Source organism: Isoptericola sp. NPDC056618 (assembly GCF_042792715.1).
GTDB classification, from domain to species: domain Bacteria; phylum Actinomycetota; class Actinomycetes; order Actinomycetales; family Cellulomonadaceae; genus Isoptericola; species Isoptericola nanjingensis.
Genome location: NZ_JBHTVZ010000005.1, coordinates 44,004 through 65,062 on the forward strand (window position 1 = coordinate 44,004; position 21,059 = coordinate 65,062).

Below are 21,059 nucleotides of genomic sequence, written 5' to 3' on the forward strand. Positions count from 1 at the left end.
CGGGCCTCCGCCGCCCGCCGTCCAGGACGCGTCGGGATGGTGTGCCGTGTGGTGTTGTGCCGTGGTCGTGTGACGTGCTGCGGTGGTTACGGCTGGGCGGCCGGGCGGACCGACCACAGCGCGGGGTGCTGGCCGGCCGCGACCAGGTCGGCCACCGACCGGCGCGGGGCCCCGTCGGTCACGAGCGCCTCGCCGACCAGCACGGCGTGCGCGCCGGACCGGGCGTAGTCGAGGACGTCGTGCGGGCCGCGGACGCCGGACTCGGCGACGCGGACGACGTCGTCGGGGATGAGCGGGGCGAGGCGCGCGAAGGTCGTGCGGTCCACCTCGAGCGTCTTGAGGTCGCGGGCGTTCACGCCCACCACGCGCGCCCCGGCGTCGAGGGCGCGACGCACCTCGTCGTCGGTGTGGGCCTCGACCAGCGCCGTCATGCCGAGCGAGTGCACCCGCTCGATCAGGGACGTCAGCACGGTCTGCTCCAGGGCCGCGACGATGAGCAGCACGAGGTCGGCCCCGTGGGCCCGCGCCTCCCACACCTGGTACGGCGTGACGACGAAGTCCTTGCGCAGCACCGGCACGTCCACCCGGGCGCGGACGGCGTCCAGGTCGGCGAGCGAGCCGCCGAACCGGCGCTGCTCCGTGAGCACGGAGATCGCGCTGGCCCCGCCGCTGGCGTACTCCTCGGCCAGGGCGGCCGGGTCGGAGATCGGTGCGAGGTCGCCCTTGCTGGGGCTCGACCGCTTCACCTCGGCGATCACGGCGACGCGATCCTCCGAGAGCAGCCGGCCGCAGCACTCGAGCGCGCCCGGCACGCGGGCCGCCCGCTCCTTGAGCTCGTCGAGCGACGTCCGCGCCTGGCGCACCGCGAGGTCCTCACGGACCCCCGCGACGATGTCCTCCAGGACCGTCATGGTCTGCCTCCCCGTCCCCTGACGCCGCACCGACGTCTGCCTGCCATCGTAGGCCCGTCCGCGGACCGGCCCGGACACGTCTCCGAGCGTGAGACGACGACGGCGCGCCCCCTCGTCGGGAGCGCGCCGTCGTCGCGCCGGCCGGCGGTCGTGGCCGCCGCCGGGAGGGGCTCAGTGGCCGGAGGAGGCCCGGCGCGGCGTCACGCCGTCCTTGGGCTGGCCGAGGCCCATGTTGCGGAGCACGAGGCCGAGCACGAGCGAGGCGGCCACGATCACGGCGCCGACCCAGACCACCGCGTCCGGGACCGGGGGCAGCATCCCGACGGCGCCGACGGCCACGCCCAGCATGATGCCGATCATCGCCGTCCACGCGGCGGTCGTGTGGCCGTGGTTCGTGGGCGGGACGGCCGGGGGCAGGTAGGCGACCTCGGCGTTGCGGTTGTCGGTCATTGGAATGTGATGCCCTTTCGTGACGTGGTGCGCGGTCCAGCCTAGCGGTCCGCGGACGGGTCCGTTCCCCGGGAGAGCGCGTCCCACGCGTCATGGGGGTCGTGCTGACCAGGCGCGTCGGGGTGGTCCCCCGACGGCGCCGACCCGCTGCGGGGGTCCGTGCCGTCCGTGTCGCCGGTGCCGGGTTCGGCGTCGGCGCGCTCGTGGCGCCCGGAGGTGGCTCCCCAGGCGGGTGCGCCGGCCGCCGCGAGCGCCGCGACGAGCACGGCCGCGACGCCCAGCATCGCGGTCAGCCAGGGCCACACGGCGACGGCGACGGGCGACGTGAGGTCGGTCACGCCGGCGGTCGCCGACGCGCCCGACGTCGCGGCGGGGACCGGGTCGAGCAGCACGGCCGCGGCCGAGGCGGTGGCCAGTGCGCCCGCGAGCGCGACCACGACCAGCGCGACCCAGCGCGCCACGCGGCCCGCGATGGCGAGGGCGACGCCGCCCGCCACCACGACGAGCGCGGCCGCGCCGACCGCCGGCGCCGCCGTCGTGCCGGCGACCGCGACGTCCACCGTGGGCTCGAGGGCCGTCGACACCGTCGTGCTCACCCAGGTGGGCGAGGCCGTCGCGAGCGTGAGCCCGCCGACCCCCACCACCGACCACACCGCCCGCGACCGCGCGCGCAGCGGCCCGCGACCCGGCGGGCGACCGCCGTGCCCCTCGTGCGTGGTCCGTGCTGCGTCGTCCATGTCTGCCTGCCCGTCCGTCGTGCTGTCCGTGCCGTGCTCAGAGCGCCCGGAACCGTGCGGCCAGCTGCACCGCGCGTACCGCCGCGGCGGCCTTGTTGCGCGACTCCTCGTACTCGAGCGCGGGCACCGAGTCGGCGACGATGCCGCCGCCGGCCTGCACCCACGCCCGCCCGTCGCGGATGCACGCGGTGCGGATCGCGATGGCCATGTCCATGTTGCCGCCGAAGTCGAGGTAGCCCACGGTGCCGCCGTAGATCCCGCGGGAGGCGGGCTCCAGCTCGTCGATCAGGGCGACGGCCCGCGGCTTGGGCGCCCCCGAGAGGGTGCCCGCGGGGAACGTCGCGCGCAGGGTGTCGAGCGCCGTCGCGCCCGCCCGCAGGCGGCCGACGACGGTGGAGCACAGGTGCATGATGTGGCTGAACCGTCGGGTGGCCATGAACTCGACCACCTCGACCGACGTCGGCTCGCAGACCTTGACGAGGTCGTTGCGCGACAGGTCGACGAGCATGAGGTGCTCGGCGCGCTCCTTCGGGTCGGCGAGCAACTCCTCGCCGAGCGCCACGTCCTCCTCGACCGTCGCCCCGCGCGGGCGCGACCCGGCGATCGGGTACGTGGTCACGTGCCCGTCGGTCACCTTCACCAGCGTCTCCGGGCTGGAGCCGACGACCGAGAAGTCGCGCCCGTCGGGGCCGGTGAGCCGGAAGTAGTACATGTACGGGCTCGGGTTGATGGTGCGCAGCGCGCGGTACACGTCCAGCGGCGCGGCCGGGCAGTCCAGGCCGAGGCGCTGGGACAGCACGACCTGGAACACCTCGCCGTCGCGGATCGCCTCCTGCCCGGTGCGGACGGCGGACTCGAACTCCTCGCGCGTGGAGCGGAACTCCAGGGCGGGCTCGGCCACCTCGTCCGGGCTGCGCAGCACGGTGGGCTGCGGCGGCGCCGGAGTGGCGAGCCGCGCCTGCATCGCGTCGAGCCGGGCGACGGCGTCGGCGTGGGCCTCGTCGACCCGCTCGTCCGTGCCGTCGCCGTTGATGGCGTTGGCGATGAGCCACGCGCAGCCCGTGTGGTGGTCGACCGCCACGAGGTCGGTCGCGAGGCTCAGGGCCACCTCCGGAACGCCGAGCTCGTCGGGCGCGTTCGCGGGGAGCGTCGGCTCCCAGTGCCGCACGACGTCCCAGCCGAGCGCACCCGTGAGCCCGCCGGTCAGCGGGGGCAGCCCCTCGATCGGCGGCGTGCGCAGCGCCTCGAGCGCCGCGCCGAGCACGTCGACGACGTCGCCCTCGCGCGGGATGCCCGCCGGGACGTCGCCGTGCCAGACGGCGCGGCCGTCCTGCGCGGTGAGCGTGGCGCGCGAGTCGACGCCCACGAACGACCAGCGCGACCAGCCGCCGGACGACTCCGCCGACTCGAGCACGAAGGTGCCCGGGCGGTCCTGGCCGAGCGTCCGGTACAGGCCGACCGGGGTGACGTCGTCCGCCAGCACGCGCCGCACCACGGGGATCACGCGGCGGTCGGCGGCCAGCGCGCGGAACGTGCCGAGCCCCGGCCACGTCGCGCCCCACGCCAGGTCCTGCTCCGACGGGCCCGCCACGGGGGCGGGGCGCGGGGCGGGGTGGGGCTGCGCGACGGTGGGCGTGGTCACCGGTCCTCCTGAGGATCGTCGGGCTGGTCGGGGCTGGTCGGGTCGATCTGCTGGGCTGGGTGCGTCGTCGGTGCCGGCGGCAGGGACGAGGGGCGGGATCAGGCGGCCGGCGCGTCGGGGCCGACGACGGCGCCCAGGTCGCCGCCCGCCTCGAAGCAGGTGCGGGTGCCGGTGTGGCACGCGGCGCCGACCTGGTGGACGCGCACGAGCAGGGCGTCGCCGTCGCAGTCCAGCGCGACGGAGCGGACGAGCTGCACGTGCCCGGACGTGTCGCCCTTGCGCCAGTACTCCTCGCGCGACCGGCTCCAGAACGTCACGCGGCCTTCGGTGAGCGTGCGGCGCAGCGCCTCGTCGTCCATCCAGCCGAGCATGAGGACCTCGCCCGTGTCGTGCTGCTGGACGATCGCGGCGACGAGGCCGTGCTCGTCGCGCTTGAGCCGGTCGGCGACCCCCGGGTCGAGCGCGGGCACGGGGGCATCGGTCAGGTCGGGCACCCGTGCATCTTCCCACGCCCGGCGGGGCCGCGGGGCCCCCGTCCGGCAGTCCCGCACCGGCCCGGACGGTCAGCGGGTCTGTGCCACCCAGCTCGCGTGCATCCGCGCGTAGACGCCGCCCGCGGCCGCCAGCTCGGCGTGCCCGCCGACCTCGACCACGCGCCCGTCGTCGACGACGACCACGAGGTCGCTGGCCTCCGCCGTCGAGAGCCGGTGGGCGATCGTGATGGTGGACCGGCCGGAGGTGAGCGAGTCCAGCGCCCGGGCGATCCGCACCTCGGCGGCGGGGTCGACGGCCGACGTGGCCTCGTCCAGCACCAGCAGGTCGGGCGCCGCGAGGTAGGCGCGCGCGATGGCGACGAGCTGCCGCTCCCCCGCGCTCAGCGCCTCGCCGCGCTGGCCGACGGGCGTGTCGAGGCCCTGCGGCAGCCCGGCCACCCAGTCGGTGAGGCCGAGCGCGTCCACGGCCCCGGTGACCCGCGCCCGGGTCTCGGCGGGGTCGGACGGCGGGTCCGGGCGCAGCCCGTAGGCGACGTTCTGCTCCACCGTCCCGTCGAACAGGAAGCCCTCCTGCGGCACGAGCACGACGCGCTCGCGCAACGAGGCGAGCGTCAGCCGGCGCAGGTCGACGCCGTCGAGCAGCACCTCCCCGGCGGTGGGGTCCATGAGGCGGGCGACCAGCTTCGCGACGGTGGTCTTGCCCGAGCCCGTCCGCCCGACGACGGCGACCTTGCGGCGCGCGGGCAGCTCCAGGTCCACCCCGTGCAGCACCTCGGGCCCGTCGGGGTAGGCGTACCGCACCCCGCGCAGCGTCACCGCGGCCGGGCCGCGCGGGCTCGCCGTGGCGTCGTCGGCGTCCGCGACGTCGAGGGGCGTCTCGAGCACCGCGAGCACGCGCCGCCAGCCCGCGACGGCGTTCTGCAGCTCGTTGAGGATCTCCGTGGCCTGCTGCACGGGGCCGGTGAAGAGCTGCACGAGGAACAGGAACGCGACCACCTGGCCCGCGGTCAGGCCGCCGCCGACGCCGAGCAGCGTGCCCACCACCACGACGACGGCGAGCACCAGGTTGGCGACCAGCACGCCGCTCGAGAACACCGACGAGACGAGGAGCTGGGCGCGAGCCTGCGTGGCGCGGGTGTGCTCGACGGCCGCGTCGACCCGGCGTCCGGTCCGCGCCGCCACGCCGTACGCGCGCACCGTCTCCGCGCCCACGACCGCCTCCGAGATCGCGCCGAGCATCGCGCCGACGGCCTGCCGCACCGCCGCGTACGCGCGGTTCACCGTGCCCTGCGCGCGGCGCAGCACCAGGAACAGCGGCACGAAGCACGCCCAGACCACCAGGGTGAGCTGCCACGAGTACACGGCCATGAGCGCGGTGGCCACGAGCACCTGCAGCGTCGACACGAGGAGCTGGATGCCGCCCCACTGGACGAACAGCGAGATCGTGTCGACGTCGGAGGTGACGCGGGACACGAGCGCGCCGCGGCGCTCGGTGCCCTGCGCGAGGGTGGACAGGTCGTGCACGTGCCGGAACGCCTGCACCCGCAGCGCGGCGAGCCCGGCCTCCGTCCGGCGGAACAGGCGGACGTTGACCACCGCGGTGCACAGCCCCGCGACGACGACCGCCCCCGCGGCGAGACCGGTCAGGAGCGCCACCCGACCGGCGTCGGGCCCGCCTCCGGCAAGGATGCCGTCGTCGATCGTGCGCTGCACCGCGACCGGCACGACGACGCGCCCCGCGGCCGCCAGCACGGCGAGCGCGAGGGTGAGCCACAGGCCGTCGACGATCTGCGGCGAGATCTGCACGCCCCGGCGGAGCGTGGCGAGGACGCCCAACTCGCTGGCGGCGGCGATGCGCGTCGTGCTCACGGTGTCCCCTCCAGCTGCTCGTCCCCCGGCAGCCGCTCCCCGGCGGCCGCCTCGTCCGCGAGCTCGCGCGCCCGGCGCTCCGTCTCCTGCTCGTACGCGGTGGCGAGCGCGCGGTAGCCCGGGTCCCGGGCCAGCAGGTCGGCGTGCGGCCCGACGTCGACGACGCGGCCGCCCTCGAGGTGCACGACGACGTCCGCGAGCGCCACCGACGACATGCGGTAGGCGACCATGACGACGGTCGTGCCCGGTGCGTCGCCCCCGCCGCCGCGCGCCGACGCGAGGGAGCCGAGGATCTCCGCCTCGACGCGCGGGTCCACCGCGGACGTGGCGTCGTCGAGCACGAGCAGCCGGGGCCGGCGGACCAGCGCCCGCGCGACGGCGAGCCGCTGCCGCTGCCCGCCGGACAGGTTGGCCCCTCGCTCGCCCAGGGGCGCGTCGAGCCCGCCGGGCAGCGCGCGCGCGACGTCGTCGACGCGGGCGACACGCAGCGCCTCCCAGACCTCGGCGTCGTCGGGGGCGCCGTCGTCGCCCGGGTCGGTGAGGGTCACGTTGGCGCGGACCGTGTCCTCGAAGACGAACGTCTGCTGCGTCACGAGCGCCACCTGGGCGGGGATCTCGCCCGCGGCGAGGTCGCGGACGTCCGCGCCGTCGAGCAGCACCCGGCCGCGGCTCGTGTCGCTGAGGCGCGCCAGCAGCGACACGAGGGTCGTCTTGCCCGCGCCGGTGCTCCCGACGACGGCGACCGTGCTCCCGGGCGCCACGTCGAGGTCGACGCCGTCGAGCAGGGTGACCGTCGTGCCGGCCGCCGGGACGTCGACGCCGACGCCCTCGAGGCGCACCGCCAGGCCGCCCGCCGCGTGCGGGAGCGCCTGCGTGCCCGGGACCAGCGTCGACGGGGCGTCGAGGATGCCCGCGATCCGGTCGTAGCCGACGAGGGCGCGCGGCAGCTCGCCGAGCACCCAGCCGAACGCGCGCACCGGCACCGCCATGACCGTCAGCAGGTAGGCCGCCGTCACGACGTCGCCCGCGTCGACGGCCCCGGTGGCCGCGCGCCAGGTGCCCACGCCGAGCACGGCCAGCGTGCCGAGGGAGGGCAGCAGCTCGATGACCGGGTCGAAGACGGCCCGGACGGTGCCGACGCGCACGTTCGCGGCACGCAACGCGTCCGTACGCTCGGCGAACCGACGCTCCTCGCGGTCCGCGGTGCCGAGCGACGTGACGAGCAGCGCGCCCTCGAAGGACTCGTGCGCGACGTCGGCCACCTCGGCCCGCAGCTGCTGCGCCCGCGTCACGGCGGGCGTCATGTGCCGCTGGAAGACGACGTTCGCGGCGATCGCGGCGGGCACGACCAGCAGGGCGGCGACGGCCAGCCACACGTCGACGGCGAGGAGCATCCCCGCGGCGACCCCGATCATCACCACGACGCCGAGCGCGAAGGGCAGGGGGTTGAAGACTCCGGTGGCGGCCTCGACGTCGGCGCTCGCCGCGGACAGCAGCCGGCCCGCGGGGTGCGCGCGGTGCCACGACACGGGCAGGCGCAGGTACTGCCGGGACAGCCCGCGCCGGTGGTGCGCCTGGATCGCCGCGAACCCGTAGCCGGCCCAGATGCGCCGACCGGCGACGCCGAGAGCGAGGGTGAGCGCCACCGCGGCGAGCACGAGCCCGGCGACCCAGATGCGCGAGCGCGCGTCGGGGTCGCCCGCGATCGCGGGGACGACGACCGCGTCCGTGGCCCAGCCCACGGCGCGGCTCACCGCGACGGTGGCGGCGCCGAACACCGCGGACGCGCCCACGGCCAGCACGTACAGGCGCGGCTCGGAGCGCATGCCGCGCCACACGAGCGCCGCCGAGCGGCGCAGCCTCGACCCCGTGAGCGCGGTCGTGACGGCTCCGCTCACGGCCGGCGAGCCAGTCGCCCGACCGACCCCGCGCTCACCTCCGCACCTCGATGCCCGCCTCGGCCAGCGCCGTCTTGACCTGACCGACCGTCAGCGCGCCGAAGTGGAAGACGCTCGCGGCGAGCACCGCGTCGGCGCCCGCGCGGGCCGCGGCGACGAAGTGCTCCGGGGTCCCCGCGCCGCCCGACGCCACGAGCGGCACGTCGACCTTCTCGCGCACGGCGGCGAGCATCTCGAGGTCGAAGCCCGCAGTGGTGCCGTCGGCGTCCATCGAGTTCAGCAGGATCTCGCCCGCGCCCAGGTGGGCGACCCGCGCCGCCCACTCGACGGCGTCGATGCCCGTGCCGCGGCGACCGCCGTGGGTCGTGACCTCGAAGCCCGAGGGGGTCACCGTCTCGCCGGTGACGCGGCGGGCGTCCACCGACAGGGTCAGCACCTGCCGACCGAAGCGGGCCGCGATCTCCGCGACCAGCTCGGGCCGCGCGATGGCGGCGGTGTTGACGCCCACCTTGTCGGCGCCGGCGCGCAGCAGGCGGTCGACGTCCTCCGTCGAGCGCACGCCGCCGCCCACGGTGAGGGGCACGAAGACCTGGTCGGCGGTCCGCCGCACGACGTCGATCATCGTGTCGCGGCCGCCCGACGACGCGGACACGTCCAGGAAGGTCACCTCGTCGGCACCCTCGCCGTCGTACCGGGACGCGAGCTCCACGGGGTCGCCCGCGTCGCGCAGGTTCGTGAAGTTGACGCCCTTGACGACGCGACCGTCGTCGACGTCGAGGCACGGGATCACGCGGACGGCCACGGACATGCGGGACTCACCCTTCCTTGCTGCTGTCGTCGCTCCCGGCGGGCTCGTCCGAGCCCGTGCCGGACTTCTGCTCCGGGTCACCGCCGTCGTCGCCCTTGCCCTTGCCGGTCGACTCGTCCTCGGTGACCTGGAAGTGCGCGTCCAGGATGTCCACGACGTAGACCAGGGTCTCGTCGGCGAGGTCGCTGCTGGTGCCACCGTAGCCGAGGCTCGGGGGGACCACGAGCAGCACCTGCGAGCCCACGGTCTGCTCGACCAGCCCCTGGTCGAGGCCGTCGACGAGCTGGCCGATGCCGATCGTCGCGGACTGCGGCCGCGTCCCGGCGGTCCACGTCGTGTCGAACTGCCGCCCGTCGCTCCACCGCACGGCGGTGAACCGCATCGTGACGACCTGCCCCACCTGCACCTGCGGCCCGGTGCCCCGCACCAGCGGCTGCACCTGCAGGTCGGCGGGCGCGTCGGCCTTCCGCGGCACGGTCACGCTCGGTGCGCCGCCGTCGCCGCGCTTGACGGTCGGGAGTCCCTTCGCCGCGCTCACCTCGGCGCCGGAGGCGTGCGTCGGCAGCACGTCGACGACGAGGATCACGGGCACGTCGCCGTCCTGCTCGAGCAGGAGCATCCGCGCCCCCACCTTCTGGCCGCGCAGCGTGTCGTAGAGGTTCGAGCCGAGCGACTCGGGCGACATCGAGTACCACCCCGGCGCGTCGATGTACGTGCTCGAGATGACGGTGCCGTCGCGCCCGTCCTCGGCGTACATGTTCAGCAGCACGGGTTCGCCGTCCACCACGGGCTCGCCCGACCCGGGCCACACCGTCCGCGCGCCCGCCTGCACGACGTCGTACGGCTGCTCGTAGTCGAGCGCGGGCGGCTCCCCCACCGCCCCCGAGACCTGCACGGGCGCCGCCGACGGCGCGGACGACGGCCGCTTGCCCAGGTCGTCCAGCAGCGACGAGCCGCACCCGCCCAGCACGAGCGCGCCACCGAGCAGCAGCGAGATCAGAAGGGTCAGACGGCGGAGCACCGCGACAGTCTGCCACGCCCGCCGCTCACCCCTGGTCAGCGGTCCGCGCCCGACCTCCGAGCGGCCGCGCCCACGCCCGACCTACATCGACTCGATCAGCCGATCGACGCGCTCGTCCACGCTCTTGAACGGGTCCTTGCACAGCACGGTGCGCTGCGCCTGGTCGTTGAGCTTCAGGTGCACCCAGTCCACGGTGTAGTCCCGGCGCGCCTCCTGCGCGGCGCGCACGAAGTCGCCCCGCAGCTTGGCGCGCGTCGTGGGCGGCGGCACCGCCGTCGACTCGAACACCTCGAGGTCGGTGACCACGCGCTCCACCATGCCGCGCGCGGCGAGCAGGTTGTACAGCCCCTCGGTGCGGGAGATGTCGTGGTAGGCGAGGTCGAGGCGCGCGATGCGGGGGTCGTCGAGCGGCAGGTCGTGCTTGGCCTGGTACCGCTCGATGAGCTTGAGCTTGATGACCCAGTCGAGCTCGCGGTCCACGAGGGACAGGTCGCGGGACTCCAGCGCGCGCAGCCCGCGCTCCCACAGGTCCAGCACCTGCTTGACGACGGGGGTGGCGCCGGCGTGCGCGTCGACGTGCTCGCGCACGCGGTGGAAGTACTCCCACTGGATGTCGACGGCGGTGGCGGTGCGGCCGTTGGCGAGCTGGACGGGGTGCAGGCCTGTGCGGTCGTGGCTGATCTCGCGGATCGCGCGGATGGGGTTCTCGAGGGTGAGGTCGCGCATCGGCACGCCCGCCTCGACGAGGCGCAGCACGAGGTCCGTGGCGCCCACCTTGAGCATCGTGGTCGGCTCGGCCATCGACGAGTCACCGACGATGACGTGCAGGCGGCGGTAGCTCTCCGCGTCGGCGTGCGGCTCGTCGCGCGTGTTGATGATCGGCCGGGAGCGGGTGGTGGCGCTGGAGACGGCCTCCCAGATGTGGTCGGCGCGCTGGGACAGGCAGTAGACGGCGCCGCGCGGGGTGGCGAGCACCTTCCCCGCACCCGTGAGCACCTGGCGGGTGATGAGGAACGGCACGAGCACCTCGGAGAGGCGCGAGAAGTCGCCCTGCCGGCGCACGAGGTAGTTCTCGTGGCAGCCGTAGGAGTTGCCCGCGGAGTCGGTGTTGTTCTTGAACAGGTGCACCTTGCCGGACAGGCCCTCGTGCTCCAGCCGCTGCTGCGCGTCGGCCACCAGCCCCTCGAGGATGCGCTCGCCGCCCCGGTCGTACGCCACGAGCTGGTGCACGTCGTCGCACTCCGCCGTCGCGTACTCGGGGTGCGACCCCACGTCGAGGTAGAGGCGCGAGCCGTTGCGCAGGAAGACGTTCGAGCTCCGCCCCCATGCCACGACCTTGCGGAACAGGTAGCGGGCCACCTCGTCCGCGGACAGGCCGCGCCCGTCGTCCGCCGCGCACGTCACCCCGTACTCGGTCTCCAGACCGAAGATCCTGCGGTCCACGACGTCTCCCCTCGCTCGGCCCTGCTGCCCGACCTGCTGCCCCACCTGGTGCCCGACTACGGTGCGACCTGCTCGCCCGTCTCAGTCGCCAGTCTCACTCACCGGGCTGCTCGAGCAGCCCGGCCAGCGTCGCGCCCTGCAGCCGGCGGAACGCCCGCCGCCGGCCCGCGCGCTCCAGCACCGCCACCTCGAGGCCGGCGGGCGCGATCTCGCGCTCCTCCCCCTCGGCGGCGACGGAACCGTCCGACCCCACGGCGCCGAGGGTGCGCACCGCGAGCGCGAGCACCTGCGGCAGCGTCATCCCCTCGTGCCAGGCCTCGCCGACGCGCGCGCCCAGCTGCTCCGCCTGGCCGCCCATCACGACGTGCCCGTGCTCGTCCGCGACGGAGCCGTCGTAGGACAGCCGGTAGATCTGGTCGGCAGCCGGGCTGTCCCCCACCTCCGCCACGACCAGCTCGACCTCCAGCGGCTTGGACTCGGTGGTGAACACCGTGCCCAGCGTCTGCGCGTAGGCGTTGGCCAGCCCGCGCGCGGTGACGTCGGTGCGGTCGTAGGAGTACCCGCGCAGGTCGGCGTAGCGGACCCCGGCGACCCGCAGGTTCTCGAACTCGTTGTACTTGCCCACCGCGGCGAACGCGATGCGGTCGTAGATCTCCGAGATCTTGTGCAGCGCTCGCGACGGGTTCTCCGTGGCGAACGCGATCCCGCCCTCGTACGCGAGCACGACGACGGACCGGCCACGGGCGATGCCCTTGCGGGCGAAGTCCGCCCGGTCCTTCATCAGCTGCTCGGGCGAGACGTAGAACGGCATCGTCATGCGCGCGCACCCCCCTGGTTGCCGGTCCGGGGACCGCCGGCGGGGCGGTCGCCGTGGGCGGCCCGGTGGGCGGCCCCGCGCTCGTCGACGATCCTCTCGACCGTCGCGGAGAGCTCTTCGTCCGCCACCCGGCGCACGCCGTCGGCGGTCACGACGTTCACCACGGGCCAGATCTGGCGCACGGGGTCGGGGCCGCCGGTCGCGCTGTCGTCGTCGGCCGCGTCGTAGAGCGCCTCGACCGCGACACCGACCGCCGCGTCGGCGTCGAGCCCGGGCCGCCACAGCTTCTTCAGCGCGCCGCGCGCGAACACCGAGCCGGAGCCGACCGTGTGGTGGTCGTGCTCCTCGTACCGGCCGCCGGTGACGTCGTAGCTGAACAGCCGCCCGTACCCGCGGTCGAGGTCGTAGCCCGCGAACAGCGGCACGACGGCCAGGCCTTGCAGGGCGAGGGGCAGGTTGCCGCGGATCATCGTCGACAGGCGGTTGGCCTTGCCGTCGAGGGAGAGCAGGGAGCCCTCGATCTTCTCGTAGTGCTCCAGCTCGAGCTGGAAGAGCCGCACGAGCTCGATCGCCACGCCCGCGGACCCCGCGATGCCGACCACCGAGTACGCGTCGGCGGCGAAGACCTTCTCCATCTCGCGGCTGGCGATGAGGTTGCCCGCCGTGGCCCGGCGGTCGCCGGCCATGATCACGCCGCGGCCGCCGTCGTCGGTGCCGAAGGTCAGCGCGACGATGGTGGTGGCGTGCGGGGCGAGCCCGTCGGCGCTCGCGCCGCCGACGTCGCGACGCCCGGGCAGCAGATCGGGCGCGTGGCCCGCGAGGAAGTCCACGAACGAGGACGAGCCGGGGCGCAGGAACGCGTCCGGCAGCCGTCCCGAGGTGTCAGCGTGGGTCATGGGCGCTCACTGACCGCCCTTCTGCACGAAGCCCCGCACGAACGACTCGGCGTTCGTCTCGAGGACCTCGTCGATCTCCTCCAGCAGGGCGTCCACCTCGGCGTCGCGCTCGGTCGCCGCCGGGGCGACCGGGGCGGGGGTGTCCGCGTCGTCGTCGGGCGTGCGGTCCTCGTGCTGCGGGTTGATCCGTTCCTGACCGGCCATGGTCCGCCTCCTTCGCTGCTGCGGAGCCCCCGACAAGGAGCTCCGGGAGAGTCTCGCGACGCCAGCCTATGCGCTGCGACCGACACCGCGCGGCGACGTCCACGCCGGTTGCGCCCAGGGCTGAACGACTCCACCCCGTGCACGGACCGGGCACGGTCCGGACGACGTCGTCGCCGGTCAGGCGGTCACCCGTCGCCGCGCAGCCCCTTGAGCAGCGCCGCCGCGTCCGGGCTGGCGTCCAGGAGCGCGCCGATGTGCGCGCGGGTGCCGCGGGAGGGATCGAGCATCGGCACCCGCTGCAGGGCCGCGGCCCCCGGGACGTCGAAGATCACCGAGTCCCAGCTCGCCGCCGACACCTGGTCGGCGTACCGGGCCATCACCTCGCCGCGGAACCAGGCCCGCGTGTCCGCCGGGGCGTGGTGCACCGCGTCCGCGACCCGCTCGTCGTCCACGAGCCGCTCCACGGCGCCCGAGGCGACGAGCCGGTGGTAGACGCCGCGCTCGGGGCGCACGTCCGTCCACTGCAGGTCCAGCGCGTGCAGCCGGGGGTGGTCCCAGCCGAGCCCGTCCCGCGACCGCATCCGCTCCAGGAGACGGTGCTTCGCCACCCACTCCACCTCGCGCGCGCACGTCGAGGGGTCCGTGCCCAGCCGGTGGAGCACCGAGCGCCAGCGGTCCAGCACCGCGGCGGTCTCGTCGTCGCCCGGCCCGCCGGAGGCTGCAGTACCCCCTGTCGTACCCGCTGCCGCGAGCGCCGCGACCGACCGGGCCACGACGTCGGCGTACGCCTCCTGGATCCCCAGCGCCGTGAGCCGGCGGCCGTCGGCGAGCTCGAGGGGGGCGGCGAGGGCGAGGTCGCGCGACACCCGCTGGACGTCGGCGACCGGGTCGGCGAGCCGCAGGGCGGCGAGCTCCTCCCGGGCGGGGACGCCCGCCTCGGCCAGCTCGTCGAGGTGCTCGAGCACCCACAGCACCAGCGAGGTGGTGCCGAGCTTGAGGAAGGTCGCGACCTCGAACAGGTTGGCGTCGCCGATGATGAGGTGCAGGCGGCGCCACCGCGTGCGGTCCGCGTGCGGCTCGTCGCGGGTGTTGACGATGGGGCGACGCAGCGTCGTCTCGAGGCCCACCTCCGCCTCGATGTAGTCGGCACGCTGCGAGAGCTGGAAGCCGGCCTCCGAGCCCGTCGGGCCGAGGCCGACCCGCCCCGACCCGGCGAAGACCTGCCGCGTCACGAGGAACGGCGTCAGCAGCTCGACCAGCGTGCCGAACGGCAGCGCCCGGTCCACCAGGAAGTTCTCGTGCGTGCCGTAGCTGGCGCCCTTGCCGTCCACGTTGTTCTTGTAGAGCACCACCTCGCCGCCGGGCACCTCCGCGAGCGACCGCACGGCCGCGAGCATGACCCGCTCCCCCGCGACGTCCCACAGGACGCCGTCGCGCGGCCCGGTGACCTCGGGCGACGAGTACTCCGGGTGCGCGTGGTCCACGTAGAGGCGCGCGCCGTTGGTGAGGATGCAGTTCGCGGCGCTCGGGTCGTCGTAGTCCTCGACCGACGGCCGCTCCACCTCCTCCGGCTCCTGCCGGACGGGGCGCGCCCGACCGCGGGACGCCCCGGGCGTGCCCGCCGCGGAGGCCACCTGGGCCGACGCGGGGGTGCTGCCGGACGTCGGGCCGGACGACGAGGGTCCGGACGGCGCGGGGCGCGACGGGTCGTCGGTGAGGAGCGAGGGGTGCGCCGAGGCGCGCTGGAGGTGGAACCCGCGTGCGTCCTGCAGCGGATCCTCGTCGTCGTAGTCCCAGCGGGCCGGCGGGCGGGCGCCCGCCCGCGCCACCAGGGCGCGGTACGTCATGACCACCTGCGAGCTCATGAGCATCGGGTTGGCCATCGGCCGCCCCGGTGCCAGCACGCCGTACTCGGTCTCGATCCCCATCACGCGACGAACGCTCACGCCACCACCCTAGGTGGCCGGGGACGAGATCGAGGTACCCGTCTCGAAGTCGACCCACGGTGGGTCGATCTCGGGACGGGTACCTCGATCTGGCGTCACCCGCGGCGGGCACGTCCTACAGGTACTGCCCCGTGCTGGTCACCGTGTCGATGGTGCGCGGGGTGCCGTCGCCACCCTTCTTCTGGACGATCGTGCGGATGAAGACGATGCGCTCGCCCTTCTTGCCGCTGATGCGCGCCCAGTCGTCGGGGTTGGTGGTGTTGGGCAGGTCCTCGTTCTCCTTGAACTCGTCGACGCACGCCGACAGGAGGTGCTCGACCCGGATGCCGCGCTGCCCGGTGGCCAGGAAGTCCTTGATCGCCGACTTCTTGGCCCGGTCCACGACGTTCTGGATCATCGCGCCGGAGTTGAAGTCCTTGAAGTACAGGGTCTCCTTGTCGCCCGACGCGTACGTGACCTCGAGGAACTGGTTCTCCTCGTCCTCGGAGTACATCCGCTCCACCACGCTGCGGATCATCGCCCCGATGGCCTCGTTCTGGCTGCCGCCGTGCTCGGCCAGGTCGTCGGGGTGGATGGGCAGCTCGGGGGTGAGGTACTTGCCGAAGATCTCGGTGGCGCCCTCGGCGTCCGGCCGCTCGATCTTGATCTTCACGTCCAGGCGGCCGGGCCGCAGGATCGCGGGGTCGATCATGTCCTCGCGGTTCGACGCGCCGATGACGATGACGTTGTCGAGCCGCTCGACGCCGTCGATCTCGGCGAGCAGCTGGGGCACGATCGTCGTCTCGACGTCCGAGGAGAGTCCCGTGCCACGGGTGCGGAACAGCGACTCCATCTCGTCGAAGAACACCACGACGGGCGCACCCTGCGTCGCCTTCTCGCGCGCGCGGGCGAAGATCAGGCGGATGTGCCGCTCGGTCTCGCCCACGTACTTGTTGAGCAGCTCCGGGCCCTTGACGTTGAGGAAGTAGCTCTTGGCCGTCGGGTCGCCGCCCTGCGCGCTGGCGACCATCCCCGCCAGCGAGCTGGCCACCGCCTTCGCGATGAGCGTCTTGCCGCACCCGGGCGGGCCGTACAGCAGCACGCCCTTGGGCGGCCGCAGCCCGTGCTCGCGGAAGAGGTCGGGGTGCGAGAACGGCAGCTCGACGGCGTCGCGGATCTGCTCGATCTGCGGCCCCAGCCCACCGATGTCCTCGTAGGCGATGTCGGGCACCTCCTCGAGGACGAGCTCCTCGACCTCCGACTTCGGGACCACCTCGTAGACGAACCCGCTGCGCACGTCGACCGTGAGCGCGTCGCCCACCCGCAGCTCCGCGTCGGCGACCGACCCGGCGAGGCGCACGACCCGCTCCTCGTCGGCACGCCCGACGACGAGCACCCGCTCGGCGTCGAGCACCTCCTTGACGGTCACCAGCTCGCCGGTGCGCTCGTAGCCGCCGACCTCGACGACCGTCATGGCCTCGTTGAGCTTGACCTCCTGCCCGGGGCGCAGCTCGGCGACGTCGAGGCCCGGGCTCGCCTGCACGTGCATCTTCCGGCCGGCCGACGAGATGTCGACCGAGCCGTCGTCGTGCGCGGCGAGGAACGTCGCGTACGTCCCCGGGGGCTTGGCGAGCTCGTCGATCTGGCCCTTGAGCTCCACGATCTGGTCGCGGGCGGCGCGGAGCGCCTCGGCGAGCCGCTCGTTCTTGGCGGCGAGGAGGGCGAGCTGTGCGTCGTGGCTCGGTCCGGTGGGCAGCGCCGGCTGCTCCGGTCGAGGCTCCGGGCGGACAGGGTTGTCGGACATCGCATCCCCTCTCGTGCGGCCCGGGTGACCGCCTCCCCGGGCGGGAAGGCGTCCCCGGAGTACAGCACCCTAGACATCAACACGGTCGTCCGGGGGTTCATTTCACGGAGCGGTCGCGAGGTTCACACGACCGAGACCTCCCGGTGACCTGCCGCAGGCCGACGACCGCCCGTGGGCCGTCAGCCCTGCGCGTCGTCGGGGGCGACGCCGAGGTCGCGACGGACGCGGCGGATCTTCTTGTCCGAGACGGCGCGCTCGCCGAGCTCCTCCTCCGACCACTCGGCGTCGGGGGCGGGGTAGGAGCCCTTGGCCGGGCGTCGCGTGCGCTCGGGCGGCGTGACGCCGTCAGCCAACCGCCGCGCGGTGACGAGGAAGCCGGTGTGCCCGATCATCCGGTGCTGCGGGCGGACCGCGAGGCCCTCGAGGTGCCAGCCGCGCACCATGGACTCCCACGCCTGCGGCTCCGCGAACCGGCCGTCGGCGCGCAGGTCCTCGGCCGTGCGGGACAGCTGCGTGGCGGTCGCGACGTAGCAGATGAGCACGCCGCCGGGGACGAGGGCCCGGGCGACCGGGTCGACGTTCTCCCAGGGCGCGAGCATGTCGAGGACGACGCGGTCGACGCTGCCCGGCTCGGCCACGGTGGGCAGCACGTCGGCGAGGTCGCCGACCGACAGCCGCCACGCCGGGTGCTCGCCGCCGAAGAACGACTCGACGTTGCCGCGCGCGATCGCCGCGAAGTCCTCGCGCCGCTCGATGGAGTGCAGCTCGCCGGCGTCGCCGACGGCGCGCAGCAGCGACATGGTCAGCGCACCGGAGCCGACGCCGGCCTCGACGACGCGCGCGCCCGGGAAGATGTCCGCCATCTGCACGATCTGGCCCGCGTCCTTGGGGTAGACGACGGCGGCGCCGCGCGGCATGGACAGCACGTAGTCGCTCAGCAGGGGGCGCAGGGCGAGGTACTCGATCCCCGCCGTGTTGGTCACGACCCACCCCTCGGGGCGGCCGATGAGGTCCTCGTGGCGGAAGTACCCCTTGTGCGTGTGGAAGGTGCCGCCGGGCTTGAGGGTGATGGTGTGCAGGCGGCCCTTGGGGTCCGTGAGCTGCACCCGGTCGCCCTCGCGCAGGGGCCCGCGGCGCAGGTCCGCACCCGTGGCGCGGCCGGTCGGGTCGGCGGTCGGGCGGTTCTCGGGCACGGTGGCGTCGGCGGAGGTCACGACGGGCGAGTCTACCGGCCCGCCTCCCGCCACCTCATCGGCGGAGCGCGGCCGCGACCCGGGCGACGTCGAGCACGCCCGTCAGGCGGCCGGCGTCCACGACCGGCACCACGCGCGCCCCGGACGAGCCGCGGGCGAGGCGGTCGAGGAGGTCGTCGCCCTCGAGCTCGGGGCTCACCGCGGACCCGGGCGGGAACGGGACGACGACGGCCTCCACCGGCGTGGCGGCGGCCTGACCCGCGGGCACGTTCGCGACCGCGGTCGGGTCCACCCAGCCGACGGGCTCCCCGGCGGGCCCGACGACGGCCACGACCGCGCCGGGCTGCCGCGCCGCCGCCTCGGAGACGCCGGCGACGGTGGCGGCGACGGGGAGCACGACGGCCGGCACTGCCAGGCCGCGCGCGGACAGCGTCGCGACCCGGGCCCTGGTCCGCGCACCCTTGATCGCGTCGCCCGCGCCGGACCACAGGAACGCGCCGATGAGCGCCGCCCACGCGACCGTCACCCACGAGGGCCTCCGCCCCTCGAGCAGCGGCCACAGCAGCGCCACGACCAGCACGCCGACCGCCACCACCCGTCCGACCCAGCCCGCCGCGAGCGTGCCCCGCGTGCGCGAGCCGGTCGCGCCCCAGACCGCGGACTCGAGGATCTGCCCGCCGTCCAGCGGGAGCCCCGGCACCAGGTTGAACAGCCCGACGAACGCGTTCGAGAACGCACCGGCCAGGAGCAGCGCGGTCACGACGGACGACACCGGCTGCAGGAGGTACACGACCCAGAACGCGGCCGCCAGCACGAGGTTGGTGAGCGGGCCGACCACGGCCACGAGGGCGCCGTCGAGCGGGCGCCCGCCCGACCCGGTGTACGCCGTGTGGCCGCCCCACAGCGTCAGCGCGATCTCGGTGACGCGGTGCCCGCGCGTCCGCGCGACGAGGGCGTGCGCGACCTCGTGCAGGAACACGGACCCGAAGAGGAGCAGCACGAACGCGGCGGCGACGACGAGCACCGCCGTCGTCCCCAGCTGGGGTGCGAACCACGTCCGCACCGAGGGCGCGAACACGAGGGTGAGGACGACGGCTCCGAGGAACCACGACGGGGTGACGAGGACGGGCGCGCCCGCGATGCGGCCGACCACCCATCCCCGGGAGCGAGAGGTCACCCGGCCAGGCTATCCGGGCTGGCTGACCGTCGACCGATCGTCGGCCGGTGCGGGACGGCCTGTCACCGTTCGCCCGTAAGGTGGCGCGCATGACGACGACCGCCGCTCCCGACCCGTCGCCGACGGCGTCGCGGGCCCCGGCGCTGTCGCCGTCCCGCGCGGCCGACTTCATGCGCTGCCCCCTGCTGTTCCGCTTCCGCGTGGTCGACCGGCTGCCCGAGCCCCCGGCGTCCGCCGCCGCCCGGGGCACGCTGGTGCACGCCGTGCTCGAACGGCTCTACGACGCGCCGCGCGGCGAGCGCACGCCGGAGGCGGCGGCCGCCCTGCTGCCGGTCGAGTGGGAGCGGCTCGTCGAGGCCGAGCCGCGGTACGCGACGCTCTTCGACGACGGCGGCGACGCGGCCGGCACCACGCCGACGGAGTGGCTCGGCCGGGCGCGGCGGCTCGTGGGCACCTACTTCACGCTCGAGGACCCCAACCGGCTGGAGCCCGCGTCCCGGGAGCTGCGCGTCGAGACGGCGCTCGACGACGGGCCCGTGCTGCGCGGGATCGTCGACCGGCTCGACGTCGCGCCCGACGGCGCGCTGCGGGTGGTCGACTACAAGACGGGCCGCGCGCCCGGGCCCGGCTTCGAGGGCTCCGCCCTGTTCCAGATGCGGTTCTACGGCCTGGTGCTGTGGCGCGAGCGCGGCGACCTGCCGCGCATGCTCCAGCTGCTCTACCTCGGGGACGGCCAGGTGCTGCGCGCCGAGCCGGCCGAGCGGGAGCTCGAGGCCACGGAGACCAAGGTGCGCGCCCTGTGGTCGGCGATCCAGGACGCCGCCCGCACCGGCGACTGGCGGCCGCGCCGCAGCAGGCTGTGCGGGTGGTGCGCCCACCAGGCGCTGTGTCCCGCGTTCGGCGGCACGCCGCCCGCGATCCCGCCGGGCGCGCTGCGCGAACGGCTCGGGGTGGACCCCGGGCCCGGCGCGGCCTCGGACGTGGTCCTCGGCGCGATCCCTGACGTGGCGCCGGACGACGACCCCGTCAGAGCGTGAGGTCCACGACCTCGCCGGCGCCGATGCGCGACAGCGTCGCGACGTCGACCTTCTCCAGCGACGCGGCGCGGCTGAGCCCGTCCAGGTGCGGCACGGGCACGACCGCCTCGACGCCCAGGGTCGCGATGCCCGCGGCCCGCGCCGAGGCGATGCCGGTGGGCGAGTCCTCGATCGCGACGCAGGCCCCGGCGTCGACGCCGAGCCGCTCGGCCGCGACCAGGTAGGGCTCGGGGTCCGGCTTGCCCCGGGTCACCTGGTCGCCCGTGACGAGCGTGGTGAACGCCCCGGCGGGGCCGCGCGACACGACCTCCTCCGCGAGGGCCGAGTAGCTCATCGTCACCAGCGCGCACGGCACGCCCGCCTCGGCGAGGCTCGTGAGGAGGTCCAGCGCACCCGGCTGCCACGGCACCCGCTCACGGACCTGCTCCACGACCTGACCCAGCAGGCGGTCGACGATCGCGTCGGCCGGCAGGTCGACCCCGCCCTGGTCGCGCAGGATCGTCGCGGAGACCGTCAGCGCGTTCCCCACGAGCTGCAGCGCCTGCTCGTGCGTCCAGGTGCCGCCGTGCTCCGCGACGAGCTCCTGCTCGGCCCGGATCCAGTACGGCTCGGTGTCCACGAGAGTGCCGTCCATGTCCCACAGGACGGCCGCGGGCAGCGTCGGGGAGGTGGTCTGCGGGGCGGGGGCGAGGGTCTCGGGCACCCGTCCATCGTACGGACCGGCCCGCGCGCC

19 protein-coding genes are annotated in these 21,059 nt (G+C 75.0%); 1 reads left to right on the forward strand and 18 read right to left on the reverse strand.

Going from position 1 to position 21,059, the window contains the following annotated elements; genetic code table 11:
• Positions 1-86 precede the first annotated feature (86 nt).
• From trpC to ACFQ8T_RS08920, 17 genes are all read right to left on the reverse strand, one after another.
• Complete coding sequence (trpC, locus tag ACFQ8T_RS08840; protein WP_429763379.1) at positions 87-911, reverse strand: indole-3-glycerol phosphate synthase TrpC; 825 nt, start codon at positions 909-911, stop codon at positions 87-89.
• Positions 912-1,082: 171 nt separating this feature from the next.
• Positions 1,083-1,361, reverse strand: coding sequence for an HGxxPAAW family protein (locus ACFQ8T_RS08845; RefSeq protein WP_430546172.1), 279 nt, complete (start codon positions 1,359-1,361; stop codon positions 1,083-1,085).
• Between the two features lie 41 nt (positions 1,362-1,402).
• On the reverse strand, positions 1,403-2,098 hold the full coding sequence (locus tag ACFQ8T_RS08850) for a Trp biosynthesis-associated membrane protein (RefSeq protein WP_430546173.1): 696 nt from the start codon (positions 2,096-2,098) through the stop codon (positions 1,403-1,405).
• A gap of 37 nt (positions 2,099-2,135) precedes the next feature.
• Entirely contained in the window at positions 2,136-3,689 is a 1,554-nt protein-coding gene (locus ACFQ8T_RS08855; RefSeq protein WP_430546340.1) for an anthranilate synthase component I, read from the reverse strand.
• A 149-nt stretch (positions 3,690-3,838) separates the two neighbouring features.
• Positions 3,839-4,234 (reverse strand): phosphoribosyl-AMP cyclohydrolase, encoded by a 396-nt coding sequence (hisI, locus tag ACFQ8T_RS08860; protein ID WP_430546174.1) that lies wholly within the window; start codon positions 4,232-4,234, stop codon positions 3,839-3,841.
• Between the two features lie 69 nt (positions 4,235-4,303).
• Complete coding sequence (locus ACFQ8T_RS08865) at positions 4,304-6,103, reverse strand: ABC transporter ATP-binding protein (protein WP_430546175.1); 1,800 nt, start codon at positions 6,101-6,103, stop codon at positions 4,304-4,306.
• Positions 6,100-7,929 (reverse strand): ABC transporter ATP-binding protein, encoded by a 1,830-nt coding sequence (locus tag ACFQ8T_RS08870; protein WP_430546341.1) that lies wholly within the window; start codon positions 7,927-7,929, stop codon positions 6,100-6,102. Before ACFQ8T_RS08870 ends, ACFQ8T_RS08865 begins: the two co-directional genes overlap by 4 nt.
• A 106-nt stretch (positions 7,930-8,035) precedes the next feature.
• Entirely contained in the window at positions 8,036-8,809 is a 774-nt protein-coding gene (hisF, locus tag ACFQ8T_RS08875) for an imidazole glycerol phosphate synthase subunit HisF (protein WP_430546176.1), read from the reverse strand.
• Between the two features lie 7 nt (positions 8,810-8,816).
• The gene (locus ACFQ8T_RS08880; RefSeq protein WP_430546177.1) at positions 8,817-9,830 is read right to left on the reverse strand and encodes an FKBP-type peptidyl-prolyl cis-trans isomerase; all 1,014 of its coding nucleotides are present in this window, start codon (positions 9,828-9,830) and stop codon (positions 8,817-8,819) included.
• Between the two features lie 81 nt (positions 9,831-9,911).
• Positions 9,912-11,273: a Pup--protein ligase gene (gene pafA, locus ACFQ8T_RS08885; protein ID WP_430546178.1), complete on the reverse strand. Its 1,362-nt coding sequence runs from the start codon at positions 11,271-11,273 to the stop codon at positions 9,912-9,914.
• Positions 11,274-11,367: 94 nt separating this feature from the next.
• The gene (gene prcA, locus ACFQ8T_RS08890; protein ID WP_430546179.1) at positions 11,368-12,090 is read right to left on the reverse strand and encodes a proteasome subunit alpha; all 723 of its coding nucleotides are present in this window, start codon (positions 12,088-12,090) and stop codon (positions 11,368-11,370) included.
• Complete coding sequence (prcB, locus tag ACFQ8T_RS08895; RefSeq protein ID WP_430546180.1) at positions 12,087-12,986, reverse strand: proteasome subunit beta; 900 nt, start codon at positions 12,984-12,986, stop codon at positions 12,087-12,089. Before prcB ends, prcA begins: the two co-directional genes overlap by 4 nt.
• 6 nt (positions 12,987-12,992) lie before the next feature.
• On the reverse strand, positions 12,993-13,190 hold the full coding sequence (locus ACFQ8T_RS08900) for a ubiquitin-like protein Pup (RefSeq protein ID WP_079575068.1): 198 nt from the start codon (positions 13,188-13,190) through the stop codon (positions 12,993-12,995).
• A gap of 185 nt (positions 13,191-13,375) precedes the next feature.
• Positions 13,376-15,118 (reverse strand): depupylase/deamidase Dop, encoded by a 1,743-nt coding sequence (gene dop / locus ACFQ8T_RS08905; RefSeq protein WP_430546342.1) that lies wholly within the window; start codon positions 15,116-15,118, stop codon positions 13,376-13,378.
• 133 nt (positions 15,119-15,251) lie between these two features.
• Positions 15,252-16,919, reverse strand: a complete 1,668-nt coding sequence (gene arc, locus ACFQ8T_RS08910) for a proteasome ATPase (protein WP_430546181.1) — start codon at positions 16,917-16,919, stop codon at positions 15,252-15,254.
• Positions 16,920-17,098: 179 nt separating this feature from the next.
• A complete protein-coding gene (locus tag ACFQ8T_RS08915) occupies positions 17,099-18,133 on the reverse strand; it encodes a tRNA (adenine-N1)-methyltransferase (RefSeq protein WP_430546182.1) in 1,035 nt (344 codons plus the stop codon).
• Positions 18,134-18,167: 34 nt separating this feature from the next.
• Positions 18,168-19,289: a site-2 protease family protein gene (locus tag ACFQ8T_RS08920; protein ID WP_430546183.1), complete on the reverse strand. Its 1,122-nt coding sequence runs from the start codon at positions 19,287-19,289 to the stop codon at positions 18,168-18,170.
• An 89-nt stretch (positions 19,290-19,378) separates the two neighbouring features.
• On the opposite strand from ACFQ8T_RS08920, the gene ACFQ8T_RS08925 reads away from it, so the two are divergent.
• Positions 19,379-20,326, forward strand: coding sequence for a RecB family exonuclease (locus ACFQ8T_RS08925; RefSeq protein ID WP_430546184.1), 948 nt, complete (start codon positions 19,379-19,381; stop codon positions 20,324-20,326).
• On the opposite strand, the gene ACFQ8T_RS08930 is transcribed toward ACFQ8T_RS08925, so the two are convergent.
• Positions 20,316-21,029 (reverse strand): HAD family hydrolase, encoded by a 714-nt coding sequence (locus ACFQ8T_RS08930; RefSeq protein ID WP_430546185.1) that lies wholly within the window; start codon positions 21,027-21,029, stop codon positions 20,316-20,318. The genes ACFQ8T_RS08925 and ACFQ8T_RS08930 overlap by 11 nt on opposite strands.
• Positions 21,030-21,059 lie beyond the last annotated feature (30 nt).